The organism is Streptomyces sp. NPDC107454 (assembly GCF_055582885.1).
The window spans coordinates 22,684-49,089 of the sequence record NZ_JBVJPA010000009.1; the positions used below are offsets into that span (position 1 = coordinate 22,684).

Annotated in this window: 27 protein-coding genes; 18 read left to right on the plus strand and 9 right to left on the minus strand. The window is 70.0% G+C overall.

What is annotated here, in order from left to right; translation table 11 throughout:
* The first annotated feature begins 1 nt into the window (after window position 1).
* From ACZ69M_RS23470 to ACZ69M_RS23495, 6 genes are read left to right on the plus strand one after another with little or no spacing between them, the layout of a single operon-like run.
* Window positions 2-1,279, plus strand: a complete 1,278-nt coding sequence (locus ACZ69M_RS23470; protein ID WP_470052509.1) for an acyl-CoA dehydrogenase family protein — start codon at window positions 2-4, stop codon at window positions 1,277-1,279.
* Entirely contained in the window at window positions 1,276-2,292 is a 1,017-nt protein-coding gene (locus ACZ69M_RS23475) for a phosphotransferase family protein (RefSeq protein ID WP_470052511.1), read from the plus strand. Before ACZ69M_RS23470 ends, ACZ69M_RS23475 begins: the two co-directional genes overlap by 4 nt.
* On the plus strand, window positions 2,289-3,230 hold the full coding sequence (locus ACZ69M_RS23480; protein ID WP_470052513.1) for an NADPH:quinone oxidoreductase family protein: 942 nt from the start codon (window positions 2,289-2,291) through the stop codon (window positions 3,228-3,230). The genes ACZ69M_RS23475 and ACZ69M_RS23480 overlap by 4 nt, the downstream gene beginning before the upstream one ends.
* Window positions 3,220-4,143: an acyl-CoA dehydrogenase family protein gene (locus tag ACZ69M_RS23485; protein WP_470052515.1), complete on the plus strand. Its 924-nt coding sequence runs from the start codon at window positions 3,220-3,222 to the stop codon at window positions 4,141-4,143. The genes ACZ69M_RS23480 and ACZ69M_RS23485 overlap by 11 nt, the downstream gene beginning before the upstream one ends.
* The gene (locus ACZ69M_RS23490; RefSeq protein ID WP_470052517.1) at window positions 4,140-5,288 is read left to right on the plus strand and encodes an acyl-CoA dehydrogenase family protein; all 1,149 of its coding nucleotides are present in this window, start codon (window positions 4,140-4,142) and stop codon (window positions 5,286-5,288) included. Before ACZ69M_RS23485 ends, ACZ69M_RS23490 begins: the two co-directional genes overlap by 4 nt.
* A 15-nt stretch (window positions 5,289-5,303) precedes the next feature.
* Complete coding sequence (locus ACZ69M_RS23495) at window positions 5,304-6,095, plus strand: enoyl-CoA hydratase (RefSeq protein ID WP_470052519.1); 792 nt, start codon at window positions 5,304-5,306, stop codon at window positions 6,093-6,095.
* Between the two features lie 86 nt (window positions 6,096-6,181).
* On the opposite strand, the gene ACZ69M_RS23500 is transcribed toward ACZ69M_RS23495, so the two are convergent.
* Genes ACZ69M_RS23500 through ACZ69M_RS23525 form a run of 6 tightly spaced genes read right to left on the minus strand, consistent with a single transcriptional unit; the run spans window position 6,182 to window position 11,039 of the window.
* On the minus strand, window positions 6,182-7,399 hold the full coding sequence (locus ACZ69M_RS23500; RefSeq protein ID WP_470052521.1) for a metal-dependent hydrolase family protein: 1,218 nt from the start codon (window positions 7,397-7,399) through the stop codon (window positions 6,182-6,184).
* A gap of 1 nt (window position 7,400) precedes the next feature.
* Window positions 7,401-7,721 (minus strand): hypothetical protein, encoded by a 321-nt coding sequence (locus ACZ69M_RS23505; RefSeq protein WP_470052523.1) that lies wholly within the window; start codon window positions 7,719-7,721, stop codon window positions 7,401-7,403.
* The gene (locus tag ACZ69M_RS23510) at window positions 7,708-8,970 is read right to left on the minus strand and encodes an aromatic ring-hydroxylating oxygenase subunit alpha (protein WP_470052525.1); all 1,263 of its coding nucleotides are present in this window, start codon (window positions 8,968-8,970) and stop codon (window positions 7,708-7,710) included. The genes ACZ69M_RS23505 and ACZ69M_RS23510 overlap by 14 nt, the downstream gene beginning before the upstream one ends.
* Window positions 8,971-9,004: 34 nt before the next feature.
* Window positions 9,005-9,535, minus strand: a complete 531-nt coding sequence (locus ACZ69M_RS23515) for a carboxymuconolactone decarboxylase family protein (protein WP_470052527.1) — start codon at window positions 9,533-9,535, stop codon at window positions 9,005-9,007.
* On the minus strand, window positions 9,532-10,236 hold the full coding sequence (locus ACZ69M_RS23520) for an SDR family NAD(P)-dependent oxidoreductase (RefSeq protein ID WP_470052528.1): 705 nt from the start codon (window positions 10,234-10,236) through the stop codon (window positions 9,532-9,534). Before ACZ69M_RS23520 ends, ACZ69M_RS23515 begins: the two co-directional genes overlap by 4 nt.
* Window positions 10,233-11,039, minus strand: coding sequence for a TauD/TfdA dioxygenase family protein (locus ACZ69M_RS23525; protein ID WP_470052530.1), 807 nt, complete (start codon window positions 11,037-11,039; stop codon window positions 10,233-10,235). The genes ACZ69M_RS23520 and ACZ69M_RS23525 overlap by 4 nt, the downstream gene beginning before the upstream one ends.
* Before the next feature lie 236 nt (window positions 11,040-11,275).
* Here ACZ69M_RS23525 and ACZ69M_RS23530 point away from each other — a divergent pair, with 236 nt between their 5' ends.
* The 11 genes from ACZ69M_RS23530 to ACZ69M_RS23580 all read left to right on the plus strand — a co-directional run bounded on the left by ACZ69M_RS23530 (window position 11,276) and on the right by ACZ69M_RS23580 (window position 22,260).
* Window positions 11,276-12,010: an SDR family oxidoreductase gene (locus tag ACZ69M_RS23530; RefSeq protein ID WP_190173865.1), complete on the plus strand. Its 735-nt coding sequence runs from the start codon at window positions 11,276-11,278 to the stop codon at window positions 12,008-12,010.
* Window positions 12,007-13,443, plus strand: a complete 1,437-nt coding sequence (locus ACZ69M_RS23535) for an aldehyde dehydrogenase family protein (protein WP_470052532.1) — start codon at window positions 12,007-12,009, stop codon at window positions 13,441-13,443. The genes ACZ69M_RS23530 and ACZ69M_RS23535 overlap by 4 nt, the downstream gene beginning before the upstream one ends.
* Entirely contained in the window at window positions 13,443-14,645 is a 1,203-nt protein-coding gene (locus ACZ69M_RS23540; RefSeq protein ID WP_470052534.1) for a CaiB/BaiF CoA transferase family protein, read from the plus strand. The genes ACZ69M_RS23535 and ACZ69M_RS23540 overlap by 1 nt, the downstream gene beginning before the upstream one ends.
* A gap of 37 nt (window positions 14,646-14,682) precedes the next feature.
* Entirely contained in the window at window positions 14,683-16,044 is a 1,362-nt protein-coding gene (locus ACZ69M_RS23545) for an ABC transporter substrate-binding protein (protein ID WP_470052536.1), read from the plus strand.
* A 27-nt stretch (window positions 16,045-16,071) separates the two neighbouring features.
* Window positions 16,072-16,263, plus strand: coding sequence for a ferredoxin (locus ACZ69M_RS23550; RefSeq protein WP_054235694.1), 192 nt, complete (start codon window positions 16,072-16,074; stop codon window positions 16,261-16,263).
* A 15-nt stretch (window positions 16,264-16,278) separates the two neighbouring features.
* Window positions 16,279-17,646, plus strand: coding sequence for a cytochrome P450 (locus ACZ69M_RS23555; protein ID WP_470052538.1), 1,368 nt, complete (start codon window positions 16,279-16,281; stop codon window positions 17,644-17,646).
* Between the two features lie 61 nt (window positions 17,647-17,707).
* Window positions 17,708-19,369: a thiolase C-terminal domain-containing protein gene (locus ACZ69M_RS23560; RefSeq protein WP_470052540.1), complete on the plus strand. Its 1,662-nt coding sequence runs from the start codon at window positions 17,708-17,710 to the stop codon at window positions 19,367-19,369.
* Complete coding sequence (locus tag ACZ69M_RS23565; RefSeq protein ID WP_470052542.1) at window positions 19,366-20,262, plus strand: alpha/beta hydrolase; 897 nt, start codon at window positions 19,366-19,368, stop codon at window positions 20,260-20,262. Before ACZ69M_RS23560 ends, ACZ69M_RS23565 begins: the two co-directional genes overlap by 4 nt.
* Complete coding sequence (locus tag ACZ69M_RS23570; protein ID WP_470052544.1) at window positions 20,259-20,777, plus strand: DoxX family protein; 519 nt, start codon at window positions 20,259-20,261, stop codon at window positions 20,775-20,777. The genes ACZ69M_RS23565 and ACZ69M_RS23570 overlap by 4 nt, the downstream gene beginning before the upstream one ends.
* Window positions 20,777-21,595: an NAD(P)-dependent oxidoreductase gene (locus tag ACZ69M_RS23575; RefSeq protein ID WP_470052545.1), complete on the plus strand. Its 819-nt coding sequence runs from the start codon at window positions 20,777-20,779 to the stop codon at window positions 21,593-21,595. The genes ACZ69M_RS23570 and ACZ69M_RS23575 overlap by 1 nt, the downstream gene beginning before the upstream one ends.
* A gap of 98 nt (window positions 21,596-21,693) precedes the next feature.
* Window positions 21,694-22,260: a TetR/AcrR family transcriptional regulator gene (locus ACZ69M_RS23580; RefSeq protein WP_470052547.1), complete on the plus strand. Its 567-nt coding sequence runs from the start codon at window positions 21,694-21,696 to the stop codon at window positions 22,258-22,260.
* Here ACZ69M_RS23580 and ACZ69M_RS23585 read toward each other — a convergent pair.
* From ACZ69M_RS23585 to ACZ69M_RS23595, 3 genes are all read right to left on the minus strand, one after another.
* Window positions 22,214-22,942 carry an alpha/beta hydrolase fold domain-containing protein gene (locus tag ACZ69M_RS23585; protein WP_470052549.1) on the minus strand — a complete coding sequence of 243 codons (729 nt, stop codon included), beginning with the start codon at window positions 22,940-22,942 and terminating at the stop codon, window positions 22,214-22,216. The two genes, ACZ69M_RS23580 and ACZ69M_RS23585, sit on opposite strands and share 47 nt — an antisense overlap.
* A complete protein-coding gene (locus ACZ69M_RS23590) occupies window positions 22,932-23,651 on the minus strand; it encodes an enoyl-CoA hydratase/isomerase family protein (RefSeq protein WP_470052551.1) in 720 nt (239 codons plus the stop codon). The genes ACZ69M_RS23585 and ACZ69M_RS23590 overlap by 11 nt, the downstream gene beginning before the upstream one ends.
* Before the next feature lie 109 nt (window positions 23,652-23,760).
* On the minus strand, window positions 23,761-24,768 hold the full coding sequence (locus tag ACZ69M_RS23595) for a 2Fe-2S iron-sulfur cluster-binding protein (RefSeq protein WP_470052553.1): 1,008 nt from the start codon (window positions 24,766-24,768) through the stop codon (window positions 23,761-23,763).
* 64 nt (window positions 24,769-24,832) lie between these two features.
* On the opposite strand from ACZ69M_RS23595, the gene ACZ69M_RS23600 reads away from it, so the two are divergent.
* Window positions 24,833-26,383 carry an AMP-binding protein gene (locus ACZ69M_RS23600; protein ID WP_470052554.1) on the plus strand — a complete coding sequence of 517 codons (1,551 nt, stop codon included), beginning with the start codon at window positions 24,833-24,835 and terminating at the stop codon, window positions 26,381-26,383.
* Window positions 26,384-26,406 lie beyond the last annotated feature (23 nt).

Consider the following 26,406-nt stretch of genomic DNA (forward strand, 5'->3'; position numbering starts at 1 on the left):
CATGGCATGGGACTTCTCCACCGAGCCGGAGTTCGAGAAGAAACTGGAGTGGATCAGGTGGTTCCGCGCCGAGCGCGTGGACCCGCTGGACCTGGTCTACCCCGACCGGGCCTTCCACCCCCTCGACGAGGAGACCGGTCCGGTCGTCCGGGCCCTCAAGCAGCAGGTGCGCGACCAGGGCCTGTGGGCTCCCCATCTCGGCCCGGAGCTCGGTGGACGAGGCTTCGGACAGCTCAAGCTGGCCCTCATCAACGAGATCCTGGGCGAGTCCAGCTGGGCCCCCGTCATCTTCGGCACGGCCGCGCCGGACACCGGCAACGCGGAGATCATCGCCCGCTACGGCACCGAGGAGCAGAAGGAGCGCTATCTCGAGCCGCTGCTCGAAGGTGAGTGCTTCTCCTGCTTCTCCATGACCGAGCCGCAGGCGGGCGCCGACCCGAAGATGTTCACCACACGCGCCGAACGGGACGGCGACGACTGGGTCATCACGGGCCGCAAGTTCTTCTCCTCCAACGCGCGCACCTCCAAGTTCGTCATCGTGATGGCGGTGACCGACCCGGACGTCAGCGCGTACCGGGGCATGTCGATGTTCCTGGTGCCCAGCGACACCCCCGGCATCCGGATGGAGCGCCACCTCGGTCTGATGAGCGAGGCCCCGGACGACGGCATGCACGCGCTCATCGAGTACGACGGCGTCCGCGTCCCCGGCGACGCGCTGCTCGGCGGTGAGGGCCAGGCCTTCGCCATCGCGCAGACCCGGCTCGGCGGTGGGCGCGTCCACCACGCGATGCGGGTCGTGGGCCAGTGCCAGAAGGCGCTGGACATGATGGCCGAGCGCGCCCTGTCCCGGGAGACACAGGGCAGCAGGCTGGCCGACAAGCAGCTCGTCCAGGCCGACCTGGCCGACTCCTACGCGCAGTTGCAGCAGTTCCGGCTGTTCGTGCTGCACACGGCCTGGCAGATCGACCGCTACCAGGACTACAAGCGGGTCCGCAAGGACATCTCCGCCATCAAGTTCCTGACGCCGAAGGTGTTGCACGACATCGTGTACCGCTCCATGCACCTGCACGGCGCCCTGGGTGTGTCCAACGAGATGCCCTTCGCCGACATGTGGACCGGCGCGGCCGTCATGGCGGTCGTCGACGGGCCCTCGGAGATCCACAAGGTCACGGTGGCCAAGGACCTCCTGCGCGGCTACGAGGCCGCGTCGGGGCCCTGGCCCTCACAGCATCTGCCCGCTCGCCGGGAGTGGGCCCGCAAGCAGCTGGAGAACATGTGAACATCGAGTCGCTCGCCCGCTGGCTGGACGGTCAGGACATCGCTCCGGGTGAACCGGTCGAGGTGTCCCTCATATCCGGGGGCACCTCCAACGACATCTTCGACATCCGGCGCGGCGAGCGGCGGATGGTGCTGCGCAAGCCCCCGGAAAAGGTCCCGCCGGGCCGCAACGAGACGATGCTGCGGGAGTTCCGGGTGCTGAACGCGCTGGGCGGGACGGAGGTGCCGCACCCGGAGGCCATCGCGGTCTGCGACGACACCGACGTGATCGGCTCGTGCTTCTACCTCATGGGCCATGTGAACGGCTGGTCGCCGATGAACACCGACGGCTGGCCCGAACCCTTCAGGAGCGATCTGTCCCTGCGCCCCGGTCTCGCCTACGAGCTGGTGGAGGGCATCGCGAAGCTCGGCAACGTCGACTGGCGGGCCCGGGGACTCGAAGGTTTCGGCCGGCCGGACGGCTTCCACGACCGCCAGGTGGACCGCTGGCAGGCGCATCTGGCGAAGTTCAGGTTCCGCGAGATACCGGGACTGGACGCGGCGGCCGCCTGGCTGCGCACGCACCGGCCCCGGCACTGGGAACCGGGCATCATCCACGGCGACTACCAGTTCGCCAACGTGATGTTCAAGCACGGGGCGCCCGCCGAGCTCGCCGCCCTCGTCGACTTCGAGATGGCCACGGTGGGCGATCCGCTGCTCGACCTCGGCTGGGTCGTCATGGGCTGGCCGAACGCCGACGAGGACCGGGACGCGGCGGGCAGGTACGCCGACTACACGGGCATGCCGGACCGGGCCGACATCATCGAGCACTACGCCAAGGTCAGCGGCCGGGACGTCGCCGACATCGACTACTACGTGATCCTCGCCCGGTTCAAGATGGCGATCGTGCTGGAGGGCGGCTACGCGCGCCATGTGAAGGGCGACGGCGGCAACCCGAAGATGGCCTACTACGGGGACGCGGTCCTGCAGATGGCGGCTCGGGCGGCCGAACTGGCCGCGACGACACGGCTATGAGGGCGGCACGGTGCCATGCCGTCGGCGGCCCGGTGGTCGTGGAGGAGATCCCCGACCCGGACGGTGACGTACCCGTCGAAGTGCACTACGCGGCGGTGAACTTCGCCGATGTCCTGGTGGTCGAAGGCACCTACCAGGTGAAGGCGGACCTGCCGTTCACTCCGGGCAGCGAGTTCGCCGGGGTGGTCGCCGAGTCGGGGCACGGGTTCGAGAAGGGCGAGCGGGTCTTCGGGTCCGTCTTCGTCGGCGCGTTCGCCGAGCGGGTCGCCGTCCGGGCGGCCAGCCTGTACCGGATCCCCGACACGGTCCCGACCCGGCGCGCGGCGGCCTTCGGTGTCTCGCACGCCACCGCCTACAACGCGCTGACGCTGATCGGCCGTCTCCGGGAGGGGGAGCGGGTGGCGGTACTGGGGGCGGCCGGCGGGGTCGGTCTCGCGGCCGTCGAACTGGCCGCGCTGCTCGGCGCGGAGGTGGTCGCCGTGGCCTCCACGGAGGAGAAGCGGGCGGCCTGCCTCGAACAGGGCGCCCATGAAGCGCTCCCGTACGACGACCTCAAGCGGCGGCTGCGGGACTCGGGCGGGGCCGACCTCGTGATCGACCCGGTCGGCGGACCGCACTCCGAACAGGCGCTGCGGGCCATGCGCTGGGGCGGCCGGTTCGTGAACGTCGGCTTCGCCAGCGGCGAGGTGCCCCGGCTCCCGCTCAATCTGGCGATGCTCAAGGGCGTCACGATCCACGGCTTCGACTTCGGCGGCTGGGCGCGGCACGGCCGGGAGCAGCTGGCCGTCACCCGCGGCGAGCTGAACCGCATGTTCGCCGAGGACCTGATCCACCCCCGGGTCCACGCCGTCCACCCGCTCGACGAGGTGGCGACGGCCCTGGACCTGGACCGCCGTGCCATCGGCAAGACCCTTCTGGAGGTGGGCCGTGGAGTTTGAGTTCGACGAGGACCAACGGCTGCTGCAACGGCTGGTACGGGAGACGGTCGCCAAGTCGCGCTCGCAGCCCCCGGACCAGCTCTGGGCGACCTATCTGGAACTGGGGTGGCTGGAGGCCCCACCGGTGGAACTCGCCATCGTCCTGGAGGAGTTGGGGTACGCCGCCGATCCGACCCCCTTCCTGGCCACGGCCACCTGGTTCGCTCCGCTCGCCGGGCGGCTGCCGAGTGGCTCGGGAACCGGGGTGTTCGACGGCACCGGCCGGTTCGTGCTCGACGCGGACCGGGCGGACGAGATCGCCCTGCTCACCCGCGACGGCGTGCGGATCGTGGCGGGTCCTGAGCTCGGCGCGGCACGTGTCGACATCTTCGACCCAACCTTCCACGCGGCCCATGTCGAGGTCCCCGACCTGGTCCCCGGGATCCCGGACCTCGCCCTGATGGGCCTGGCGATCTCCACGGTCGGCAGCTGCCGGCGCATCCTGGATCTGGCCGTGGCGCATGTGAAGGAACGCGTCCAGTTCGACGTGCCGATCGGTTCCTTCCAGGCCGTCAAGCACAAGGCGGCGGACATGTACGTCGCCATCGAACGGGCCCGGGCCCTCGCCCACTTCTCCGCGCTGACCATCGCCGAGGACGACCCACGGCGTGGCAGAGCGGCCTCGATGGCCAAGGCCGCCGCCGGGGAGTGCCAGCGGATCGTCTTCCGTAACGGCTTCCAGCTCTTCGGAGCGATGGGCTTCACCTGGGAGAACGAACTGCAGATCCACCTCAAGCGGGCCAAGGCCGGCGATCTGCTGCTGGGGACGGCGGCCGTACACCGCAGGGCGTTGCTGGAGAAGACGCGGCAGGAACGGGAGAGGTCCGGGCCGGATCGAGAGACGAGCGGGCAGGAAGGGTTGGTGGCGGGATGAAGTTGGACTCCGGCTCCGAAGTGGAGGAGTTCCGCGCCGAGTTCGCCGCCTTCCTCGACGCCCGGCTGCCCACCCCCGACGAGGCCCACCCCGCGTCGCGGTCGAGCGCCGACGTCCCCGCCTGGGCGCGCCGCTGGCAGCGCACGCTGTTCGACGCGGGCTGGCTGCTGCCCGGCAACCCCCCCGAGTACGGCGGCCGGAACGCCACCCTTCCGCAGCAACTCGCCCACCTGGAGGAGCTGTCGAGGCGGCGGATCTACCACAGCTTCAACCCCCAGGGCATCGGCATCATCGCCGCCTCGATCCTCACCTTCGGGACCGAGGAGCAGAAGAAGCGGTGGGCGATTCCCCTCCTGCGCACCGAGATCACGGCGGCGCTCGGCATGAGCGAGCCGGGCGCCGGATCCGACCTCGCCGGGCTGCGCACCCGCGCGGTCCTGGACGGCGACCACTTCGTCGTCAACGGGCAGAAGGTGTGGACGTCGGGCGCGCACGACGCGGACGTCCTGCTGACGTTCGTCCGCACCGACCCGGCCGCGCCCAAGCACAAGGGCATCAGCGTGCTGCTCATCCCCACCGACACCGAGGGTGTGGTGCGCAGGCCGTTCGCGTCCATGGCCGCCCAGGACGACCTCGACTTCAACGAGGTGTTCTTCACCGACGTCCGGGTCCCGCGCGAGAACCTCGTCGGTCCTCTGAACAAGGGCTGGTCGGTGGCGCACGGCTCGCTCGGGCACGAGCGGACCATGCTGTGGCTGAGCTTCGCCGAGCGCCTCGACGACCTGATCCGGGACGCGCCCAGCGACGAGGAGTGGTACGCGACGCTCCTCATGGACGCCCAGGCGCTCAGGCTGCTCGGCTACCGCCAGTTGGGCGGCGACCGTGACCCGGCGGAGCTGTCGGTCCTCAAGCTGCTCGGCTCCGAGGCGATCCAGGCCGCGAGCCTCAACGCACTGGAGGACCGCGGACCGGAGGGCCTGGTCCATCCCGAAGTGACCGGCCCGCCGAACCACATGAGCATCGACCACTTCATCTCCAGCTGGTTCGAGCGGTACGCGCGCAGCTTCGCCGGGACGATCGCGGGCGGCACCTCGGAGATCCAGCGCAACATCATCGCCGAGCGCGTCCTCGGCCTGCCGAGATAACCCAGGAGGACGTGGATGGACCAGATTCTGTACGAGGTCGAGGACCGGGTCGCGGTCATCAGCCTCAACCGGCCCGAGGTCGCCAACGCCCAGACCATGGGACTCCTCGACGACCTGGACGCGGCCTGGACCCGCGCCGCGGCCGACGAGGACGTACGGGTGATCGTGCTGCGGGGCAACGGACGGCACTTCTCGGCCGGCCACGACCTGAAGGACCGCTGGCCGAGCCCCGACAAGATCACCCTGGAGTGGATCTACACCGCCGAGGCGCGCAGATACCTGGAGTACACCCTGCGCTGGCGCAACGTGCCCAAGCCGTCGGTCGCCGCGGTCCAGGGCAAGTGCATCGCGGGCGGCCTGATGCTCTGCTGGCCCTGCGATCTGATCGTGGCCGCCGAGAACGCCGAGTTCTCCGATCCCGTGGTGCACATGGGCATCGGGGGAGTGGAGTACCACGGCCACACCTGGGAGCTCGGACCGCGCAAGGCGAAGGAGATCCTGTTCACCGGCCGGGCCGTCACCGCCGAGGAGGCGGAGAAGGTCGGCATGGTCAACCGTGTCGTCCCGCTCGATGAACTGGACGCGGCCACCATGGAGTTGGCCGGGCAGATCGCGCGGATGCACCCCTTCGCGCTGCGCCAGGCCAAGCGGGCGGTCAACCAGACCCTGGACGTACAGGGCTTCTACGCGGCCGTCCAGTCGGTGTTCGACATCCACGAGACCGGGCACGGGAACGCGCTGAGCGTGGGCGGCTACCCGATCCTCACGCGGCTGGAAGAGATGAAGGACCACATCAAGGCGCAGTGAACGCGGCCGGGTTGAGGACGACGTCTTGAGGGGCGGGGCGCGCGACGCGCCCCGCCCCTCGGAACAACCCCGCGGGCAGATCTTGTTCAGCCGCGCTCGTGACGGAAGACCTTCCCTCCCTTCATCACGAAGCGGACGTCGGCCATCACCGAGATGTCCTCCAGCGGATTGCCGGGGACGGCGATCAGGTCCGCGAGGAGTCCCTCGGCGATCCGTCCGCGGTCCTCGGCGTCGATCAGTTCGGCCGCGTTGACCGTCGCCGCCCGGAGCACCTCCAGCGGGGTCATCCCGCGCTCGACGAGGGCGACGAGCTCCTGGGCGCCGCGGCCGTGCGGGATCGCCGGCGCGTCGGTGCCGACCGCGATCTTCACGCCCGCCTTGAGGGCACGGGCGACGACCGTCCTGGCGTGCGGGAAGATCTCGCCGGCCTTGGCCCTCAGTTCGGGCGGGGCTTTGGAGATGTCCATGCCGTCGATCAGGGCGGTCGTGGCGACGAGGAAGGTGCCGCGCTCGGCCATCAGCTCGATGGTCTCGTCGTCCAGCAGGAAGCCGTGCTCGATGCAGTCGATGCCGGCCTCCACGGCCGACCGGACGGCGGCGGCGCCGTGGGTGTGCGCCGCCACCTTGAGTCCGCGCCGGTGGGCCTCGTCCACGATGGCCCGCAACTCCTCGTCGGAGTAGTGCTGGGCGCCCGCGGTGCCCGTGTGGGACATGACCCCGCCCGACGCGCAGACTTTGATGAGCTGGGCGCCGTACTTGATCTGGTACCGGACGGCCTTGCGGACCTCGTCGACGCCGTTGGCGATGCCCTCCTCCAGGGAGAGGGGCATGATGCCGGGGGCGTACGCGGCGAACATCGTGGGGTCCAGGTGCCCTCCGGTCGGGGTGATCGCGTGCCCCGCGGGGACGATGCGGGGGCCGTCGATCCAGCCGGCGTCGATGGCCTTCGCCAGGGCGACGTCCAGCAGATAGCCGCCGGTCTTCACGAACAGGCCGAGGTTCCTGACGGTGGTGAACCCCGAGCGCAGTGTCCGGCGTGCGTTGGCGACCCCGCGGAGCATGCGCAGCGGCGGGTCGTCCTGGACGGGGGAGAGGCCCGGGACCTCGCCCCGGCCTCCCATGAGGAGGTTGACCTCCATGTCCATCAGGCCAGGCAGCAGGGTGACGTCGCCCAGATCCAGGACGTCACTGTCGCCTCCTTCTGCGCCGCCCGCGATGCGGTCGCCGTCGACGGTGACCAGGCCCGCATCCTCGATCCGCCCCGTGTCGACGTGCAGGACGCGGGCGGCCTTGAGCGTGACCACCTCAGACCTGCGGCTCGGCGATGACGTCGAGGTAGGCGGCGCCCGAGTCGGGCACGCGGGGCTGTTTCCAGACCTCGATGGGGAACGACACCATGACGAGGGAGAACATGAGCAGCATCAGGTTGCGTTCGGGCTCGGGCAGGTCGTCGAGCGGGAACGTGTCGAGGTGTGTCGTCGCGCGGTCCAGCAGGGGGAACGCCGCGTCGTAGAACGCCTGCATGTCCGGCATGCTGCTGGCGAGGCGCTTGGCGTAGCGTTCGCGTTCGCTGCCGAGGATCCAGCCGCTGTAGGGCTCGAGTTCGGCGAAGTCACTCGGCAGCATCGGCGTGCTCCTTCACGTAGTCCCTCACGACCTTGTGGAGGTGGCGCAGGAGGATCTCCTGGTCGTTGAGGGGGAAGTCGGTGACGTAGCGGCCCTTGAGCATGGTCTGGGTGGCCTCGAGGGTGTTGCCGTCCTGGAGGGCGTACTCCTTGAAGGTGACGGCGGTGAGTTCCTGGGCGAGGCGGTCGCGGGCCGTCTTCGCGGGGACGAAGTAGAGGTGCGCCTCGAACAGGTGCTTGTCCACGGCCGTCGGCCAGTAGTGGTACGTCAGATACCAGCCGGGTGCCCACAGGAGCAGCATGAAGTTGGGGAACAGCACGAAGGAGTCGGTGCCCCAGGAGTGGTGGCGGGCCGGGTTGACACCGGCCGGCAGCGTATCGAGGCCCGCGATGTCGGGCCGGTCCCAGGGGCCGAACAGACCGCTGCGCAGCTCCCGTTCGATCGGTTTGACCATCGAGGGGTCCTTCGGCGGCGCCATGCCGCCCCAGGACGAGATCATCGAGTGGGGGCTGTGCAGCTCGTAGTGGAGCGCCTCGAAACCGTAGCCCAGGAGTTTCTCCGCCTCCTCCTTGGTGGCCTGCTTCTGGTGCAGGACGGGAGCGTGGTAGAACTCCGCGAAGGCGTCGATGAACAGCTTCCAGTTGCTGCCGATCTCGGCCTTGTAGGTGAAGACGTCGGTCATCTCGTGGAAGGGGTAACCCTCCAGGCCCTTGGCCATGTCCCCGAGGTACTCCCGCAGGCTCTGCTGGGGGTCGAGGTTGACGAAGACGAAGCCTTCCCAGATGTCGCAAGCGACTTCCTTGAGGCCGTAGTCGTCCTTGTCGAGGTCGAAGAACTCGCCCTCCTGCTGGACGAAGGTGAGCTTGCCGGTGAGGTCGTAGCGCCAGGCGTGGTACTTGCAGGTGAACTGGCGGCAGGTGCCCTTGACCTCCTCGCCCGGGAAGTCGTTCCAGACGAGCTTGTTGCCGCGGTGGCGGCAGACGTTGTGGAAGGCGCGGATCTGCTGGTCGCGGCCGCGGACGATGATCAGCGAGGTGTCGGCCGCGGCGAGTTCCTTGGTGAAGTGGTGGCCGGGCTTGGGGACCTGCTCGACGCGGCCGACGTTGAGCCAGGTCCGCTTGAAGACGGCCTCCCGCTCGGCCTCGTAGTAGGCGGGATCGATCGAGTCCTCGTAGTTCACGGGACTCGTGCCCAGTTCGGGGTACTGCTCGGTCCAGCTCCCGGCCTCAGGCTTGCTGAAGTGTGGCATGGCTGCCCCCCTTTCCAGGGTGAGAATAGCATTCTCATTCAGTGATAGTGAAGTTCTCCGCAGGTAGGCCGGGATCGAGCTCCACCTCGAAGGTGTTGAGGACCATGGCCAGCAGGCCGTATGTGCCGACGGTGAAGACCAGATCCATCAGCTGCCGGTCGTCCAGCTCGGCGGCGAGCGCCCGGTAGGTGTCGTCGGACAGGCCCGAATCCGCTTCCAGTTCGTCCACCGCCCGGGTGATCGGCGTCGGCTCGCCGGCGCGGATCGCGTCGATCTCCTCGTCGGTGACGCCTGCCTTGCGTGCGATCAGCACGTGCTGGACCCACTCGTACCGGCAGCGCCTGCGCCACGCCACCCGCAGGATGGCCAGCTCGCGGGTGCGCGGCGACAGCGTCGAACCGCCGCCCAGTAGATAGCGGTTGTAGCCGAGGAAGGCCGTGGCCAGTTCCGGGTGCTGCGCGAAGAGGCCCAGGACATTGGACGGCGGCAGCCTGCGCCCCGGCGCGAGGGGCGCCAGCGCCTCGGTGTCCCACTCGTCATAGGGGAGCGGCGGGATGCGGTTCATGTGTTGCGGCCCCCGTTCACGCCCAGGATCTGGCCCGTGATGTAGCCGGCCTCTTCCGACACGAGGAACGCGCAGGCCGCGGCGATGTCCTCCGGGCGGCCGACCCGTCGTACCGGAGTGCGCTGGATGTGCTCCGCGACCGTCCCGCCGAGCAGTTCGCGCGCTTCCGCCTTGCGCAGCATCGGGGTGTCGATGAATCCGGGCGGCACCGCGTTGACGGTCACGCCGAACGGGCCGAGCTCCAGGGCCAGCGCCTTCGTCAGGCCGTTGACCGCCGACTTGGACGCCACGTAGTGCGTCATGAACGGCTGGCCCGACTGGGCGCTCGAGGAGGAGATGTTGACGATCCGGCCCCAGCCCGCCTCCATCATGTCCGGCAGCGCGGCCTGGACACAGTGGAAGACGCCGTTCAGATTGACGTTGATCACCCGGTACCAGGCCTCGAAGGTGAGGTCGGAGAAGCGCTTGAAGCCGTCCATTCCGGCCGCGTTGACCAGGATCGTGACCGGTCCCAGCCGCTCCCTGACCGCGGCCAGCGCTGTGTCCACCTGGGCCCGGTCGGCGACGTCGGTGGCCGGAACGACACTCGTGTCCGACGGATTGAGGTCGAGTGCGGCGACCTGGTAGCCGTCCTTGGCCAGCCGCTCCGCGATGGCCAGACCGATACCGGAAGCGCCGCCGGTGACGACCGCCGTCCTCATGACAGCTCCTCGTCGCCGACGATGGTGGTGCGCTGGAGCGTGCGCTGCGAGTCGGCGCTGTACGGCAGCGCCCGGTGCAGCATCCCGGTGTTGTCCCACACCACCAGGTCGCCGACCCGCCAGTCGTGGGTGTAGCGGAACCTCTCCTGGGTGGTCCACTCCAGCAACCGGTCCAGCAGGGCCCGGCTCTCGGCGGCCGCCATGCCGACGATGTGGTCCGCCGTCGCCCCGATCACCAGTGAGCGGCGGCCGTCACGGCGCTTCCACACCAACGGCGTCTCGTGGGTGGGGACTTCGCGCCAGCCCGCGAGCAGCTCGGGACCCGGTTCGGGCGTCACCAGTCGCTGGGCGGCCTCGAAGCTGTGCACCACGCGCAGGTCGTCATACTGCTTGCGGTCCGCCTCCGGAAGGTTCTCGTACGCCGCGTAGGTACTGGCGAACTCGGTCCCGCCGCCGGTCATCGCCACGTGCCGGGCGGTCAGCGTGGTCGTCCTGGTCGGTACGGGGTCGGTGGTGCCGTCGATGTGCCAGTGGAACGTCCCCTTGAGGTACTCGGCCGTCGGGTTCCTGGCCGGGTCGAGCGAGACGGTGAAGATCTCCTTGCCCCGCACCGCGAAGACCTTGCCCAGCTTGCGGCTGAAGGCCAGTTGGCCCTCGTCGTCGAGGTGCAGTCCGCGGATGAGAAGGATGCCGCGCCACTGAAGCGCCTCCGCGCACCGGCTGATCAGTTGATCGTCGAGCAGATTGCCGACGCCGGTGACCTCTACGCCCAGGCTCGGGCCGAGGGTCTTCGTTGCGATCATGAAAATCTCCCTTCCGGATGCGAGAATAGTATTCTCGCCGGTTGGTCTACCGGAAGGCCCGGGACGACCGGCCTCTCGCCTCCCGCTGTCCGTGGAGGTGAGCCTCTGATCCTGAATGATGGTCAGGTTTGGCCGGTCCTCGCCTTCTCTTGGCTGCCATGACGTTCTCGTTTCCGGAATATTGATTTGCGCAGACTGAGAATGTAGTTTCCACGGCATCCGAGCAAGGAGGCAGGATGCGGTTCCAGGACAAGGTTGCGATCGTCACCGGCGCGGGCCAGGGCATCGGCGAGGGCTATGCCCGGGCACTGGCGGCCGAGGGCGCACGCGTGGTGGTCGCCGAACTCAACGAGGAACAGGGCGAGCGGGTCGCCAAGGAGATCGGCGACGCGGCGCTGTTCGTCAAGGTGGACGTGGCCGACCCGGCGTCGGCGGAGGCGATGGCGGCCGCCGTGATGGCGGAGTTCGGACGCATCGACTACCTGGTCAACAACGCTGCCATCTTCCACAGCATGCGGCGCGACGGCCTCACCACGGTCCCCCTCGACTACCTCAACCGCTTCCTCCAGGTGAACCTGATGGGCGCGCTGCACTGCACCCGCGCCGTCGTCCCGCACATGCCCGAGGGCGGCGCCATCGTCAACCAGTCGTCCACCGCCGCCTGGCTCGGTGGGGGCTACTACGGACTGGCCAAGGCCGGGATCAACAGCCTGACCGCCTCGCTCGCCGCCGAACTCGGCGGCAAGAACATCCGGGTCAACGGGATCGCGCCGGGCCCCACGGACACCGACGCCACCCGCAGCATCGTGCCCAAGGAGTTCCAGGAGCAGATGACGAACAGCCTGGCCATCAAGCGGATGGGCACGCCCGAAGACCTGGCGCCCGCCGTCTTGTTCCTGCTGTCCGACGAGGCGCGCTGGCTGACCGGTCAGGTCGTCAGCGTCGACGGCGGACAGGTGGTCCGGCTGTGAAGCGCCTGCTCATCGACGGCCGGCTCGTCGGGACCGAGAAGACCTTCCCCTCGCTCAACCCCGCGACCGGCGAGGTGCTCGACCAGGCCCCCGACGCCACGGCCGCCGACACCGCAGCCGCCGTCGCGGCCGCCCGCCGCGCCTTCGACACCACGAGCTGGGCGACCGACACCGCCCAGCGCCTGCGCTGCCTCCGTCAGCTGCACCAGGCGCTGACCGACCATCAGGAAGAGCTGCGCGACCTGACGATCGCCGAGGTCGGCGCGCCCCGCATGCTCACCCACGGCCCCCAGCTGGACGAGCCGGTCAAGCTGGTCGCGTACTACGCCGACCTGCTGGAGAAGTACCCCCTGACCGAGGAGCTCGGCGAGACCGAGATCCGCGGGCAGCGCCACCGCCGCTGGGTGGAGAAGGAGGCGGCCGGGGTGGTCGCCGCGATCATCCCGTACAACTACCCGAACCAGCTCGCGCTCGCCAAGCTGGTCCCCGCGCTCGCCGCCGGCTGCACGGTCGTCCTCAAGGGCGCCCCGGACACCCCGCTGACCACGCTGTATCTCGGTGAACTGATCGCCGAGCACACGGACATCCCGCCCGGTGTGGTCAACGTCATCGTCTCCTCCGGGATCGAGGCCGGCGAGGTGCTCACCCAGCACCCCGACGTCGACATGATCACCTTCACCGGCTCCACCGCGACCGGCCGACGGATCATGGAGGCCGCGAGCGCCACCGTGAAGAAGGTCTTCCTGGAACTCGGCGGCAAGTCCGCCATGATCGTGCTCGACGACGCCGACTTCCGCGCCGCCTCCATGTTCGCGGCCTTCACCATCTGCTCCCACTCGGGACAGGGCTGTGCGCTCACCTCCCGGCTGCTCGTGCCGAGGGAGCACCACGACGAGATCGTCGCCATGGTCGCGGCCGGCCTCGAACGTGTGTCGTACGGCGATCCGGCCGACCCCAAGACCTTCATGGGGCCGCTCATCAGCGAACGCCAGCGCGACAAGGTCGACCGCATGGTGCGGCGAGCCGTCGAGGCCGGCGCCACGCTGGTCACCGGCGGCAAGCGCGTCGACCCGGGCTTCTTCTACACGCCCACCCTGCTCGCCCACGTCGACCCGGCCAGCGAGATCGCGCAGGACGAGGTCTTCGGACCGGTGCTCGCGGTCATTCCCTACGACGGCGAGGACGACGCCGTACGCATCGCCAACGACTCGATCTTCGGCCTGTCCGGCGCGGTGCACAGCGCCGACGACCAGCGGGCTATCGCCGTGGCGCGCCGGATCCGTACCGGCACCTTCAGCATCAACGGCGGCAACTACTTCTCCCAGGAAGTCCCCTTCGGCGGCTACAAGCAGTCGGGCGTCGGCCGGGAGAGCGGCGTCGCAGGACTGGAGGAGTTCCTGGAGACCAAGTCCTTCGCGGTGGTGGTCCCGTAATGCGTCCGCTCGAAGGCATCCGCGTCCTCGAAGTCGCCATGTACGGCTTCGTCCCCTCGGCGGGAGCCGTGCTCGCCGACTGGGGAGCGGACGTCATCAAGGTCGAACACGCCGTCACGGGCGATCCGCAGCGCGGCCTGCGCCAGACCGGCACACTGCGCGTCGAGGGCGACCCGAACCCCAACATCGAGCACGCCAACCGGGGCAAGCGCAGCCTCGGCCTCGACATGACCCGGCCCGAGGGCAAGGAAGTCCTCCACGACCTGGCCCGCCGCTCCGACGTGTTCCTCACCAGCTTTCTGCCCGGACACCGGCGGCGGTTCGGCATCGACGTCGACGACATCCGCGTGGTCAACCCCCGCATCATCTACGCCCGGGGCAGCGCGCTCGGGCCGCGCGGACCGGAGTCCGAGAAGGGCGGGTACGACATGACCGCCTTCTGGGCCCGGGGCGGCACCGCCGCCAGCATCACCCCACCGGGCGTCGAGGGCATGATCAGCCCCACACCCGCCTACGGGGACACCATCTCCGGCACGAACCTCGCCGGAGGCATCGCGGCGGCACTGCTGCGGCGCGAGCGCACCGGCGAACCGTCGGTCGTGGACGTCTCCCTGCTCGGCAGCGGCGTATGGGCCAACGGCCAGGCCACCGCGGTCTCGCTGCACCTCGACACGTCCTGGGTGGCACCGGTGCCCGGTGCCCACGGCTCGCCGGTCAACCCGCTGTCCGGTATCTACGCCACGGCCGACGACCGCTATCTGGCCTTCGTCATGCTCCAGCCCGGAAAGTTCTGGGCCGACGTGTGCCACCACATCGACCACCCCGAGCTGGCCGACGACCCCCGGTTCGCCACGGCGGAGCTGCTGGCCGCGAACACCGAAGAGGCCGTCAAGATCCTGCGGACGGTGCTGGCCGGCCGCACCCTCGCCGAGTGGACCGAACGCTTCGCCACCCTTGCCGGGCCGTGGGCCCCGGTGCAGGACACCCTGCAAGTGGGCGCCGACGCGCAGATCCGGGCGAACGAGTACCTGCTCCGGGTCGGCGAGATCGATCTGGCCGCCAGCCCCGTGCAGTTCGACACCACCGCTCCCGCACTCGGGCCGGCGCCCGAGTTCGCTGCCCAGACCGAGGAAATCCTCAGGGAACTGGGACTGGACTGGCCCCGCATCATCGAGCTGAAAGAAGCGGGCGCGGTCACCTGACCACCCTTTTTTCGGGGAACGAAACCGAGGAGAACCGATGAGACGCTTGCTCATCGCTGTGGCCGTCCTGGCCCTGGCCGGGTGTTCCGCCCGGTCCACCACGTCGCCGAGCGGCGACAAGCCCTCCGCGTCGGCGTCCGACTCCGCCTCGGCGGCCGACTTCGGCACGCTCAAGAACGTCTGCCACTCCGGCACCGCCAAGGCCTCCACCTCCCAGGGAGTCACCGACTCCGAGATCAAGGTCGGCGTCTTCAGCGACGTCGGCTTCACCAAGAACCCGGAGTTCGTCGACGCGGCCAAGGTGTTCACCTCCTGGTGCAACGACGCGGGCGGCATCAACGGACGCAAACTCGTTCCCGTCACCCACGACTCCAAGCTCGTCGAGGTCCGTCAGCGGATGATCGAGGCCTGCCGCTCGGACTTCGCGCTCGTCGGCGGCGGCGCCGCCCTCGACGGCATGGGCGTCAAGGACAGGCTGAACTGCCTGCTCCCCGACTTCCCCGGCCAGACCAGCCAGGCCATCGGATCGGACCTCCAGGTGACCGTCCAGGGCGCCGCCACCGGTTACTCACCCTACGGCGGCTACTTCTCCTGGCTGCTCAAGGAGGCGTACCCGGCGTCGGCGGGCAGCGTCGGGATCATCGCCGGTGACTCCCCGGTCGTGAAGCCCATCACCGCGCAGGACAAGGAGACGCTGACCGCGGCGGGCGGCAAGATCACCTACTCGGACCTGTATCCGGCCCAGGGCGTGTCCGACTGGACGCCGTACGCCCAGGCCATCAAGAACAAGAAGGTCAAGGGACTGGTCTTCCTCGGTGACTTCGCCAGTCTGGCCAAGCTGGAGCAGGTGCTCACCAACATCGGCTACGCACCCGACTGGATCGACGCCAACAGCAACGCCTACGGCCCCGCCTTCCTCCAGCTGGCCGGTACCGCGCTGGCGAAGCAGGTCAACTTCGCCGACCTCGGCGGCTTCTCGCCGCTGGAGGACGCCTCCGCCAATCCGGCGACCAAGTTGGTCGAGGACCTCTACAAGAAGTACGCCCCCAACGCCCAGGTCACCCTGCCGGCGCTGAAGGCCTTCTCCAGCTGGCTGCTGTTCGCCACCGCCGCGGGCGACTGCGCCGAACTCACCCGCACGTGCGTGTACGACAACGCGATCAAGCAGACCGCGTGGACGGGCGGTGGCCTTCAGGCCCCGATGGACCTGTCGTCCTCCACCGTGCCTCCCAAGTGCTTCGACCCGGTCAAGGCGACCGCCAAGGGCTGGGTGGCCGCCGACTTCAAGCCCGACACCGGCGCCTATCGCTGCAACGTGACCCCCTACAAGTTCAAGGGCACCTACACCAAGCCCATGACCCTGGCCGATGTCGGCAAGTCCCTGGCCGACCTCAAGTAGCCACCCCCGCGGCAGGAAGGAAGCGACGTGAAGGTACGGGTAGACCCGGAGCGCTGCCAGGGGCACACGCTCTGCGCCATGCGTGCTCCGGACATCTTCGAGCTCAGCGAGATCGACGGTCACTCATCGGTCATCAAGGAAGAGGTCTCGGACGACCAGCAGGACGAGGCCGTCGAGGCCGTCAGGTCCTGCCCCGAGCGAGCGATCTTCATCTCCTGAGGGGAGAACACTCCGATGACCACGGACGACACCGTCAACGACGACCCCAAGAGGAACCCGGTGCACTTCGACCGGCACACTCCCGAGTACCGCCACGAATTCCAGGCGGTCACCCAGGAGTTGCAGTCCAAGTGCCCCATCGCCTGGTCGGAGACCTACGGCGGCCACTGGGTCGCCAGTGGCAACCGCGAGGTCTTCGAGCTGGCCCGGTCCGCCGAGTTCCTCTCCAACGACCATGACGTCAAGGGAGAGCGGCGCGGGTACCAGGGCATCACCATCCCGCCGCCGCCCCGGGCGAAGGCAGCCAGGGGCGGGTTCCTGGAGATGGATCCGCCCGAGCAGCGCTACTACCGCCAGACGCTCAACCCCTATCTGTCGCCCGCCGCCATCAGCCGCTGGATTCCGCTGATCGACGAGGTGGCGCGCGCCTGCATCGACGAGAAGGCCGAGTCGGGGCGGATCGACTTCGTCGACGACCTCGCCAACGTCGTGCCGGCCGTGCTCACGCTCGCCATGATGGGCATCCCGGTCAGGAAGTGGACCATCTACAACGAGGCGGCCCACGCCTCGGTCTACACACCGCCGAACTCTCCCGACCAGGCCCGCGTCGTCGAACTGCAGAAGGCGATGGGCATGGATCTGGCCATGACCATCGCGGAGATCCGGCAGACACCGCGGCCGGGTCTGGTGGACGCCCTGGTCCGCGCGGAGATCAACGGCCAGATGCCGCCCGACGACGAACTCCTCGGTGTGCTCGCCCTGTTGATCGGCGGCGGTTTCGACACCACCACGGCGCTCACCGCGCACGCACTGGAGTGGCTCTCGGAGCACCCGGCCGAACGGGACCGCCTCAGCCGGGACCGCACGGCACTGCTGGACTCCGCGACCGAGGAGTTCCTGCGCTTCTACGCCCCCGCGCCCGGGGACGGACGGACCTTCTCCGCGGACTGCGAGATCGCCGGCACCCGGTTCAAGGAGGGCGAACGCCTCTGGCTGTCCTGGGCGATGGCGAACCGGGATCCGCAGGTGTTTCCGGAGCCCGACTCCATCGACATGGAACGCAAGGGCAACCGGCACAGCAGCTTCGGACTCGGCATCCACCGCTGCATCGGCTCCAACGTGGCACGCACGGTGTTCAAGCGGATGGTCACCCAGGTCCTCGACCGGATGCCCGACTTCCGCTGCGACCCCGAGGGCGCGGAGCACTACGAGACCATCGGCATCATCCAGGGCATGCGGCACCTCCCGGCGACCTTCACGCCGGGCCCCCGGACCGGTGCCGGCCTCGACGAGACCCTGGAGACCCTCCAGAGGGTCGTCGACGAACAGCGGCTCGCCGAGCCGGTCACGGTACGCAAGGGGCAGGCGAGGCTCGACCGCTGATCTTCGGCGGCCCGTCAGGAGTACGTGTGCCACCCGAGCGGTGGCACGGTGAGGAGACGATGTGGCCGGACCCACGGGACGTCCGCTGCCGGTGATCACAGAGGAGAACGAGTTCTTCTGGACCTCCGGCGCGGACGGCCGGTTGCGCCTGACGGAGTGTGAGTCCTGCTCGTCCCTGCTGCATCCACCCCAGCCCGTCTGCCGCTACTGCCGGGGGCGCGAGACCGTGGTGCGGGCCGTCTCCGGGTACGCGACGCTGATCGGCTTCACCGTCAACCACCGGTTCAGCGCGCCCGGCATGCCCGCGCCCTATGTGGTCGCGCAGGTCGCCGTCGAGGAGGACACCCGGGTCCGGCTCACCACCAACCTCGTCGAATGCGACCCCGACGCGCTCGAACTGGGCATGCGGCTGGAGGTCGTCTTCGAACAGGTCGAGGACGTATGGCTGCCGCTCTTCCGCCCCGCGGCCGAGCAGGGGACCCCGGCTCCGCTGCCCTCGGACGAGGTGGAACCCGAGCACATGCGGCGCCACATACGCCCCATGGCCACGCCCGAGAAGTTCGAGGACAAGGTCGCGATCAGCGGCATCGGGATGTCGGAGATCGGGCGCCGGCTGATGGTCCCGCCGCTGTCGCTGACCGTGCGGGCCTGCGAACGCGCCGTCGCGGACGCGGGCCTGACCCTCGACGACATCGACGGCCTGGCCACCTACCCGGGCGCGGGCGCCTACGGCGGCTTCGCCGAGGGCGGCATCACCGCGCTGGAGGACGCCCTCGGCATCAGGCCGACCTGGTACAACGGCGGCGCCGAGACCTTCGGTCCCGGCGGCTCGCTCATCGCCGCGATGCTGGCCGTCGCGGGGGGACTCGCCCGCCATGTGCTGTGCTTCCGTACGGTCTGGGAGGCCTCCTACGGCGAGCTGGTCCGGCGCGGCCGGATCACCCAGGAGGCCGGTCGCAGGGTCACGGGCTGGCAGAAGCCCTTCGGGGCGATCTCGGCGGCCCACACCCTGGCCCAGAACGCCCAGCGGCACTTCCACCGTTACGGCACCTCGCGCGAGACGCTCGGCTGGATCGCGCTCAACCAGCGCGCGAACGCCGCGCTCAACCCGACGGCGATCTACCGCGATCCGATGACCATGGACGACTACCTGTCGGCCAGGACGGTCACCACCCCCTTCGGGCTGTACGACTGCGACGTGCCCTGCGACGGATCGGTGGCCGTCATCGTGTCGGCCGTGGACGCCGCACGGGACCTGGCCAAGCCGCCCGTCCTGGTGGAGGCCGTCGGCACCCAGATCATGGAGCGGCTCGAATGGGACCAGAGCTCCCTCACCCATGAACCGCAGGTGCTCGGCCAGTCCGCCCACCTGTGGACGCGCACGTCACTGCGCCCCTCGGACGTCGACGTGGCCCAGCTCTACGACGGCTTCACCTTCAACTGCCTCTCCTGGATCGAGGGGCTCGGCTTCTGCGGCATCGGCGAGGCCAAGGACTTCCTCGACGGAGGCAAGAACATCGCCAGGAACGGACTGCTCCCGCTGAACACCCACGGCGGCCAGCTCTCGCACGGCCGCACCCACGGCCTGGGGCTCGTCCACGAGGCCGTCACACAGGTGCGCGGCGAGGCCGGAGCGCGCCAAGTGGACGGTGCCCGGGTCGCCGTGACGAGCACCGGCGGTCTCACCCCGAGCGGCGTCATCCTGCTGCGGGCGGACACATGACCGGCGTCTCCCGTGTCGTCGACGTCGACGGCATCCCCGTATCGGCGCTGCTCCAGGAGGCGCAACGGCCCCGGGCCGTCGTCCTGGCGCTGCACGGCGGGGCGGCGCACTCGGGGTACTTCGACTACCCGGGCAGGCCGCATCTGTCGCTGCTGCGCACCGGTACGGCGCTCGGGTTCACCGTCCTCGCTCTCGACCGGCCGGGATACGGCAGCTCCGCCCCGCACGCCGGGGAGCTGGCTCCGGTGGAGCGGCGGGTCGATCTCGCCTACGCGGCGGTGGACCGGCTGCTCGCCTCGCGTCCGCGCGGGGCGGGCGTCTTCGTGATGGCGCACTCGATCGGCTGCGAGCTGGCGCTGCGCATGGCGGCCGACGAGCGGGGGAGCGACCTGCTGGGCGTGGAGATCGCCGGCACCGGGCGCCACCACCACGACGACGCGGTGGACATCCTGGGCGTACGGCACAACGAGTCATGGCCGAGGCCGGCGGCCGGCAGCGTCCGGGACCTGCTGTGGAATCCCTCGCACCTCTACGAGGACGATGTCGTCGGCGGCGCCCGGTTCGCCTCGCCCTCGCCCTCCTACGAGGGGGCCGTGGCCAGGAGCTGGCCGCTGGTCCTTTCCGAACTCGCCCCTCTGGTGCGCGTCCCCGTGCACTACAGCCTCGGCGAGCACGAGCGGGTATGGCGGTCCGGGCCCGCGGCACTGGCCGACATCGCGTCCCTGTTCACCGCCTCGCCGCGCGTCGTCGTCGGCGAACAGGCGGACGGCGGCCACAACTTGAGCATCGGGCTGACGGCGATGGCGTACCACCTCAAGATCCTGTCGTTCGCCGAGGAGTGTGTGCTGGCTCGCGCGAGCGCGGCACAAGAGCAGCCCGGGAGGGCGAGTTGAGCGACGCGGACGTGGCGGCACTGCTGCTGGTACGGGTGCTCCTGGGGATCGTGATGATCGCCCACGGACTCAACCACTGGCGGGGCGGCGGCCGGATCGAGGGCACCGCCCGCTGGTTCACCGGCCTCGGCCTGCGCCACGGCACGCTTCAGGCGTGGACGAGCGTGGCCACCGAAGTCGGCGCGGGCGCCCTGCTGATCGCCGGGCTGCTCACGCCGCTGGCCTGTGCGGCGGTCATCTCCGTGATGCTGGTCGCGGGCGTCCTCGCGCACCGGCCCAACGGATTCTTCGTCTTCAAAGAGGGCTACGAGTACGTCCTCGTCCTCGCGCTGGTCTCGCTGGCCCTCGCGGTGCTGGGGCCCGGCCGGCTCTCCGTGGACCATGCCGGGGACATCGAGGTGACCGGCTGGGCCGGCGGAGGCATCGCCCTCGGGGTGGCCATGGCGGCGACGGCCGGTCTGCTCGGAGTGTTCTGGCGCCCGGCACCGAGACCGGCCGAGCGGGAGAGCCGCTGATGCGCGTCGGATTCATAGGTCTGGGCAGTCAGGGCGCCCCCATGGCACGCCGGATCGTCGACGCGGGCTTCGAGACGACCCTGTGGGCACGCCGTCCCGCCTCGCTCGCCCCCTTCGACGACACACCCGCGAAGCGTGCCGTGTCCCCCGCCGAACTGGCCGCCGCCAGCGACCTCGTGTGCGTCTGTGTCGTCGACGACGCGGACGTCGAGGAGGTTGTCGCGGGGGATCGCGGGGTGCTGGCGGGGCTTCGGCAGGGAGGGGTGATCGCCGTGCACAGCACCGTCCACCCCGACACCTGTCACCGTCTCGCCGACCGGGCCCGCGCCCACGGGGTCACGCTGATCGACGCGCCGGTGAGCGGCGGCGGTCCGGCGGCGGCCGAGGGCCGACTGCTGGTGATGGCCGGGGGCGAGTCGGGCACCGTCCGGTTCTGCCGCAAGGTGTTCGAGACGTACGGCGATCCCGTGGTCCACATGGGCCCGCTGGGCTCCGGTCAGCTCGCCAAACTCCTCAACAACGTGCTGTTCACGGCACATCTCGCCACCGCGGCGGGCACCCTCGCACTCGGCCGGGAGTTCGACGTCGATCCCGCCGCTCTCGCCGAGGTGATGGCCCACGGCAGTGGATCGAGCTTCGCGCTGGACCGGATCGCGGCGGCCGGTGGGAGGCTCGACCGCATCGCGGCCCAGGCCGGACCGCTGCTGCGCAAGGACGTCCGGCTGGTGGCCGAGCTGGCCGACGCGGCCAAGGCCTCGGCGGGCATCGTGCTGGAGGCCGCCGACACCACCCTCGCCCTGATCGACCACGAGCGCTGACCCCCGGCCGTACGAACGGCGCGTGTTCGAGGGGTCCCCCGACGGCGACGGCAAACGTAGTGTTACGTCGGCACGGTCCGTCGCGGGAGGGGTACCGCATGAAAGAGACCCGGCGCGAGGAGATCCTCGAGGCGGCCCTGCGGGTGTTCGCGGAGCGGGGCTACCGGGGGACCTCGATCGACGCGGTCGCCGAGCGGGCGGGACTGACCCGGCAGGGTGTGCTGCACTACTTCCCGAGCAAGAAGAAGCTCTTCATGGCGCTCCTGCGCTTCCGGGAGGATCTCAACCGCGAGCACCTCGCCGGCCATGACGACAAGGACGACTGGCCGGCGCTGTTCGCCGAGGTGGTCGCCTACGACCACACCTACCCCTGCCTGGCCCAGGTCCACAGCGTGATGCTGGCCGAGGGCGTCACGGGAGCCGACCCGGCGCAGCAGTACCTGCACGACCACTACGAGACCATGCAGGCGCTGATGATCGCCCGGCTCACCGAGCGGTACGGCGAGCGCCTGCCCAGCGGTCTGGCCCCGCGGGCCGCGGCCCGGGCCATGCTGGCGATGCTCGACGGCATGCAGCAGCAGTGGCTGCTGGACGGCGAACAGGACGACTATCCCGAGATCATGCGGGATGTGCTGTCCGTGCTGCTGGGGTCCACGCCCGTATGAACTCGCCCATGGCGGTGACGGTCTCCGGGTGCAGACTCGTCGCGTCGGGCCGGATCCGCAGGTCCACCGTGACTCCGGAGTGCGCCGCACGGGTGGCGAACCCCAGGGAGTCGTCCAGCAGGGGATCGGTGCCCGCCGCGAGCAGCTGGACGGGGGGCAGCCCGTGGAGGTTGGCGTGCAGCGGGCTCAGCAGCGGATCGGTCGGCGGGGTGCCCGCGGCGTAGTGCGCGCAGCGGCGCCGCAGTTCGGGGACGTCGAAGGCCGGATCGGCCGCCGCGTTGAGCAACAGGCTCGGGGAGTCCAGGGTCAGGTCGAGCAGCGCCGAGTCGAGCACCCCGCACAGGGGCGGCGGGGCTCCGAGGTCCCGCAGCCGCACCAGCAGGGCCGCCGCGAGCCCGGCCCCCAGCCGCTCGCCCGCCACCGCCACCGGTCCCCTGGACTCGCCGTAGTCGTACGCGGCGTGCACGTCGTCCAGCGCGTCTGGGAAGGTGCCCCCGTAGCGGGCGCAGACCACGACGGCGTCCGTCCACAGGGCGAGGCGGCCGGCCAGGCCGAGCGCGGCCTCCGGGGTGCACGAGAGGTGCCGGTCGCCGTGCAGATAGAGCACGACCAGTTCGGTGTCGCCGGGCGGCCGTACGACCGGACCCACGGGGCTCGTCTCCACCTGGACCTCACTTGCCACGGGACATCACCTTCTCCGCTGCTTGCCAGTGTTCGTCGGCCACCCACAGGCGGGCGAAGGCGCGCGCCGCCTCGGTCGCCGGTACGGCGCCGCTCATGACGCGCTTGATCTCCCGCGCCGGGACGGAGGCGAGGGAGCGGGCCAGGGCGCGCCAGCCCTCGTCGAAGTCGGCCCGCGGCAGCACTCGGTCGATCACCCCGAGCCGCTGGGCCTCCTCGGCGCCGAGCACGGTTCCGGAGCCGGCGAGCATCAACGCCCGCCCCCTGCCGATCAGTTCCGCGAGCCGCTCGGCGCCGCCCCACGCCGGCATGATCGCGAGGTTCACCTGGGTGAAGCCGATCCTGATGTCGTCCGCGGCCACCCGGATGTCGGCGGCCATGGCGAACTCGGCGCCGCCGCCCAGGGCGTGGCCGTTCAGGGCGGCGATCACCGGGCCGGGGAAGTGCGCGAGCCGGTCGCAGACCCCGCGCATCCGCAGGGCCATGGCCGTCGCCTCGTCCTCGGTGCGGATCGCGGCCAGTTCCTTCAGATCCCCGCCCGAGACGAACGCCCGGTCGCCCGCGCCCCTGACCACCAGGGCCAGGGCGTCCGCGGCCGCGTCGAGGGCCTTGTCCAACTGGTCCATGGTGGCAGGCGCGATGGCGTTGCGGGCGTGCGGACGGTCGATGGTGATGACCGCGAGCCCCTGGTCCAATTCAAGATCAACCATGCGGGATTCTCCATGAGGGAGAGTGTCATTCTCGCTGAGCGAACATCATATTCTTACTAAGGGTGGCGGTCCAGGCCGACGCCGTCCTCTTCTGGGCGCGCGGCGCTCGTCAGTCCTCGTAGACGACGGTGATGTCCGGGGTCACCGGCTCGCCCTGACAGGTCAGCACCCAGCCCTCGGCGACCTCGTCGTCGTCGAGGGCGTTGTTGACCCGCATCTTGGCCTCGCCCTCGGTGACCTGGGCGATGCAGGTGCCGCAGTTGCCCGACTCGCAGGAGAAGGGCGGCAGGAGACCGGCCCGGCGTGCGCTTTCCAGCAGGGTCTCGCCGGAGTGCCGCGGCACCGAGCGCCGCTTGCCGGCGAGGGCGATGCTGACCGTGCCCTCCTGCTCCGCCGGGGCCGCGCTCCCGCTCACCGGGCTGCCGGGAGTCTCCTCGGTCGCCGGGGTGAAGCGCTCGGCGAGGATCTGCCCGGCCTCGACGCCGTGCACGAGCAGGGCGCGCTCCGCCAGGTCCATGAAGGGCGCGGGGCCGCAGAGGTAGAAGTCCGCGTCCAGGTCGACGCCGGCGAACTCACGCACCTGGGGATCCGTGAGGAAACCCCCCTGGTCGTCCAGGTGGTGGCGGATCTCGAACCGGTCCGGGTGCCGCTCGGCCAGTTCGGTCAGCGCGGACCCGAAGATGACCGAGCCTGCGTCCCGGTTGGCGGACAGGACGCGGACGCGCCGGTTCGTCGTCGCCAGCGCGGTCTTGACGAGCGAGAGGACCGGTGTGATGCCGCTGCCCCCGCAGTAGGCCACCAGGGGCTCGTCGGACTCCCGCAGACAGAACACTCCGGCGGGTGCCGTGGTCTCTATGACGTCGCCGGGCGCGAGATGTTCGTGCATCCAGTTCGACACCAGGCCGCCCGGCACGCGCTTCACCGTCGTCATCAACTCGTCGTCGGTCTCCGGGGAACTCGACATCGAGTAACTGCGCAGGGCGCCGCAGGCCCTGACCGTCAGGAACTGCCCGGCCCGGTAGGGGAACGGGGCGTCGAGCACGTATGTGCGCGTGTCGGCTGTCTCCTGGACGATCCGCTTGATCCGGACCGAGTGGAAGCCGTGGTCTCGTACCATGTATGGAATTTAGCTTCTCCTTCTGCGAGAGTGCAATTCTCGCACCGAGGAGGGAGCTCTCGCCATGCGGACCGCCATGCGGACGATGCCCGCCGAGCTGATCGAACGGTATGAAGCGGAGGGCTGGTGGACTCGGGAGACGATCGGGGACCTGCTGGCGTACGGCCTCGACGCCGCCCCCGATGCCGAGTTCCGGGTGCACTCGGCCGTCCGGCCCTGGGAAGGGACCTTCGCCGACGTCGAACGGACGGCCCGCAGGCTTGCCGCGGGGCTGCGCGCCCGGGGGGTCGGCCCCGGTGACGTCATCGCCTTCCAGCTGCCCAACTGGATGGAAGCCGCCGCGGTGTTCTGGGCCTCGGCCTTCCTCGGGGCGGTCGTGGTGCCCATCGTCCACTTCTACGGGCGCAAGGAGGTCGGCTACATCCTCGACGCCGTCGCGCCCCGCGTCTTCGTCACGGCCGAGCGCTTCGGCCGGATGGAACACCAGCCGGACCTGTCGGCCGCGGTGCCCGTCGTCGGCCTCGTGGGGCGGGACTTCGACGACCTGCTCGCCGACGAGCCGCTGTCCGGTGTCCTCGCGACGGACCCGGCGGCGCCCGCGCTGATCGCGTTCACCTCCGGGACCACCCGTGACCCGAAGGGTGTCGTCCACTCCCATCGGACACTGGGCTTCGAGACGCGCCAGCTCGCCGGGCTCTACCCGCCCGACCGCGGCCGCCAGCTCACGGCGGCCCCGGTCGGGCACTTCATCGGGATGGTGAACTCCTTCCTGATCCCCGTCCTCGACGGCTCGGCGGTGAACCTCGCCGACGTCTGGGACCCCGCGCGGGTGCTGAAGCTGATGGAGAGCGATGGACTCACCGTGGGCGGCGGGGCGGCGTACTTCATGACGAGCCTGCTCGACCACCCCGACTTCACCCCCCGGCACCTGGCCGCCATGAAGTACGCGGGTCTCGGCGGGGCGGCGGTCCCGGTCGCGGTCACCACCCGCCTCACGGAACTCGGCATGACGGTCTTCCGCTCGTACGGCAGCACGGAACACCCCTCGATCACCGGCTCCCGGTACACCGCTCCCGAGGGCAAGCGGCTCCACACGGACGGCGACGCCCTGCCCGGCACGGAGATCCGGCTGGCCCCGGACGGCGAGATCCTCAGCCGCGGACCCGACCTGTGCCTCGGGTACACCGATCCGGCCCTGACCGAGCGCGCCTTCGACGGCGAGGGCTGGTACCGCACCGGTGACATCGGGGTGATCGACGAGGACGGCTACCTCACCATCACCGACCGCAAGGCCGACATCATCATCCGCGGCGGCGAGAACATCGGTGCCCTGGAGGTCGAAGAGGCGCTGCTCGCCCTGCCGGCCGTGGCCGAGGCCGCCGTGGTGGCCGCCCCCGACGCCCGCCTCGGCGAACACGCGGCCGCGGTCCTGCGGCTGAGGCCCGGTCACCCCGCGCCCACGCTCGACGAGATGTGCGCCCACCTCGAACGGGCGGGCCTGGCCCGGCAGAAGTGGCCGGAGGAGCTGCATGTCGTGCCGGAGTTCCCGCGGACGGCGAGCGGCAAGGTGCAGAAGTTCGTTCTCCGTCGGGACATTGCCGCACGAGCAAGTTGAGAATAGGATTCTCGTAATCAGCG

Coding starts and splice junctions, on each gene's coding strand:
- ACZ69M_RS23575 (WP_470052545.1), top strand. CDS start 20,777: ATGCGCGTCGGATTCATAGGTCTGGGCAGTCAGGGCGCCCCCATGGCA.
- ACZ69M_RS23520 (WP_470052528.1), bottom strand. CDS start 10,236: ATGAGGACGGCGGTCGTCACCGGCGGCGCTTCCGGTATCGGTCTGGCC.
- ACZ69M_RS23600 (WP_470052554.1), top strand. CDS start 24,833: ATGCGGACCGCCATGCGGACGATGCCCGCCGAGCTGATCGAACGGTAT.
- ACZ69M_RS23540 (WP_470052534.1), top strand. CDS start 13,443: ATGCGTCCGCTCGAAGGCATCCGCGTCCTCGAAGTCGCCATGTACGGC.
- ACZ69M_RS23470 (WP_470052509.1), top strand. CDS start 2: ATGGCATGGGACTTCTCCACCGAGCCGGAGTTCGAGAAGAAACTGGAG.
- ACZ69M_RS23565 (WP_470052542.1), top strand. CDS start 19,366: ATGACCGGCGTCTCCCGTGTCGTCGACGTCGACGGCATCCCCGTATCG.
- ACZ69M_RS23590 (WP_470052551.1), bottom strand. CDS start 23,651: ATGGTTGATCTTGAATTGGACCAGGGGCTCGCGGTCATCACCATCGAC.
- ACZ69M_RS23525 (WP_470052530.1), bottom strand. CDS start 11,039: ATGATCGCAACGAAGACCCTCGGCCCGAGCCTGGGCGTAGAGGTCACC.
- ACZ69M_RS23545 (WP_470052536.1), top strand. CDS start 14,683: ATGAGACGCTTGCTCATCGCTGTGGCCGTCCTGGCCCTGGCCGGGTGT.
- ACZ69M_RS23490 (WP_470052517.1), top strand. CDS start 4,140: ATGAAGTTGGACTCCGGCTCCGAAGTGGAGGAGTTCCGCGCCGAGTTC.
- ACZ69M_RS23595 (WP_470052553.1), bottom strand. CDS start 24,768: ATGGTACGAGACCACGGCTTCCACTCGGTCCGGATCAAGCGGATCGTC.
- ACZ69M_RS23505 (WP_470052523.1), bottom strand. CDS start 7,721: ATGCTGCCGAGTGACTTCGCCGAACTCGAGCCCTACAGCGGCTGGATC.
- ACZ69M_RS23510 (WP_470052525.1), bottom strand. CDS start 8,970: ATGCCACACTTCAGCAAGCCTGAGGCCGGGAGCTGGACCGAGCAGTAC.
- ACZ69M_RS23495 (WP_470052519.1), top strand. CDS start 5,304: ATGGACCAGATTCTGTACGAGGTCGAGGACCGGGTCGCGGTCATCAGC.
- ACZ69M_RS23515 (WP_470052527.1), bottom strand. CDS start 9,535: ATGAACCGCATCCCGCCGCTCCCCTATGACGAGTGGGACACCGAGGCG.
- ACZ69M_RS23530 (WP_190173865.1), top strand. CDS start 11,276: ATGCGGTTCCAGGACAAGGTTGCGATCGTCACCGGCGCGGGCCAGGGC.
- ACZ69M_RS23555 (WP_470052538.1), top strand. CDS start 16,279: ATGACCACGGACGACACCGTCAACGACGACCCCAAGAGGAACCCGGTG.
- ACZ69M_RS23480 (WP_470052513.1), top strand. CDS start 2,289: ATGAGGGCGGCACGGTGCCATGCCGTCGGCGGCCCGGTGGTCGTGGAG.
- ACZ69M_RS23580 (WP_470052547.1), top strand. CDS start 21,694: ATGAAAGAGACCCGGCGCGAGGAGATCCTCGAGGCGGCCCTGCGGGTG.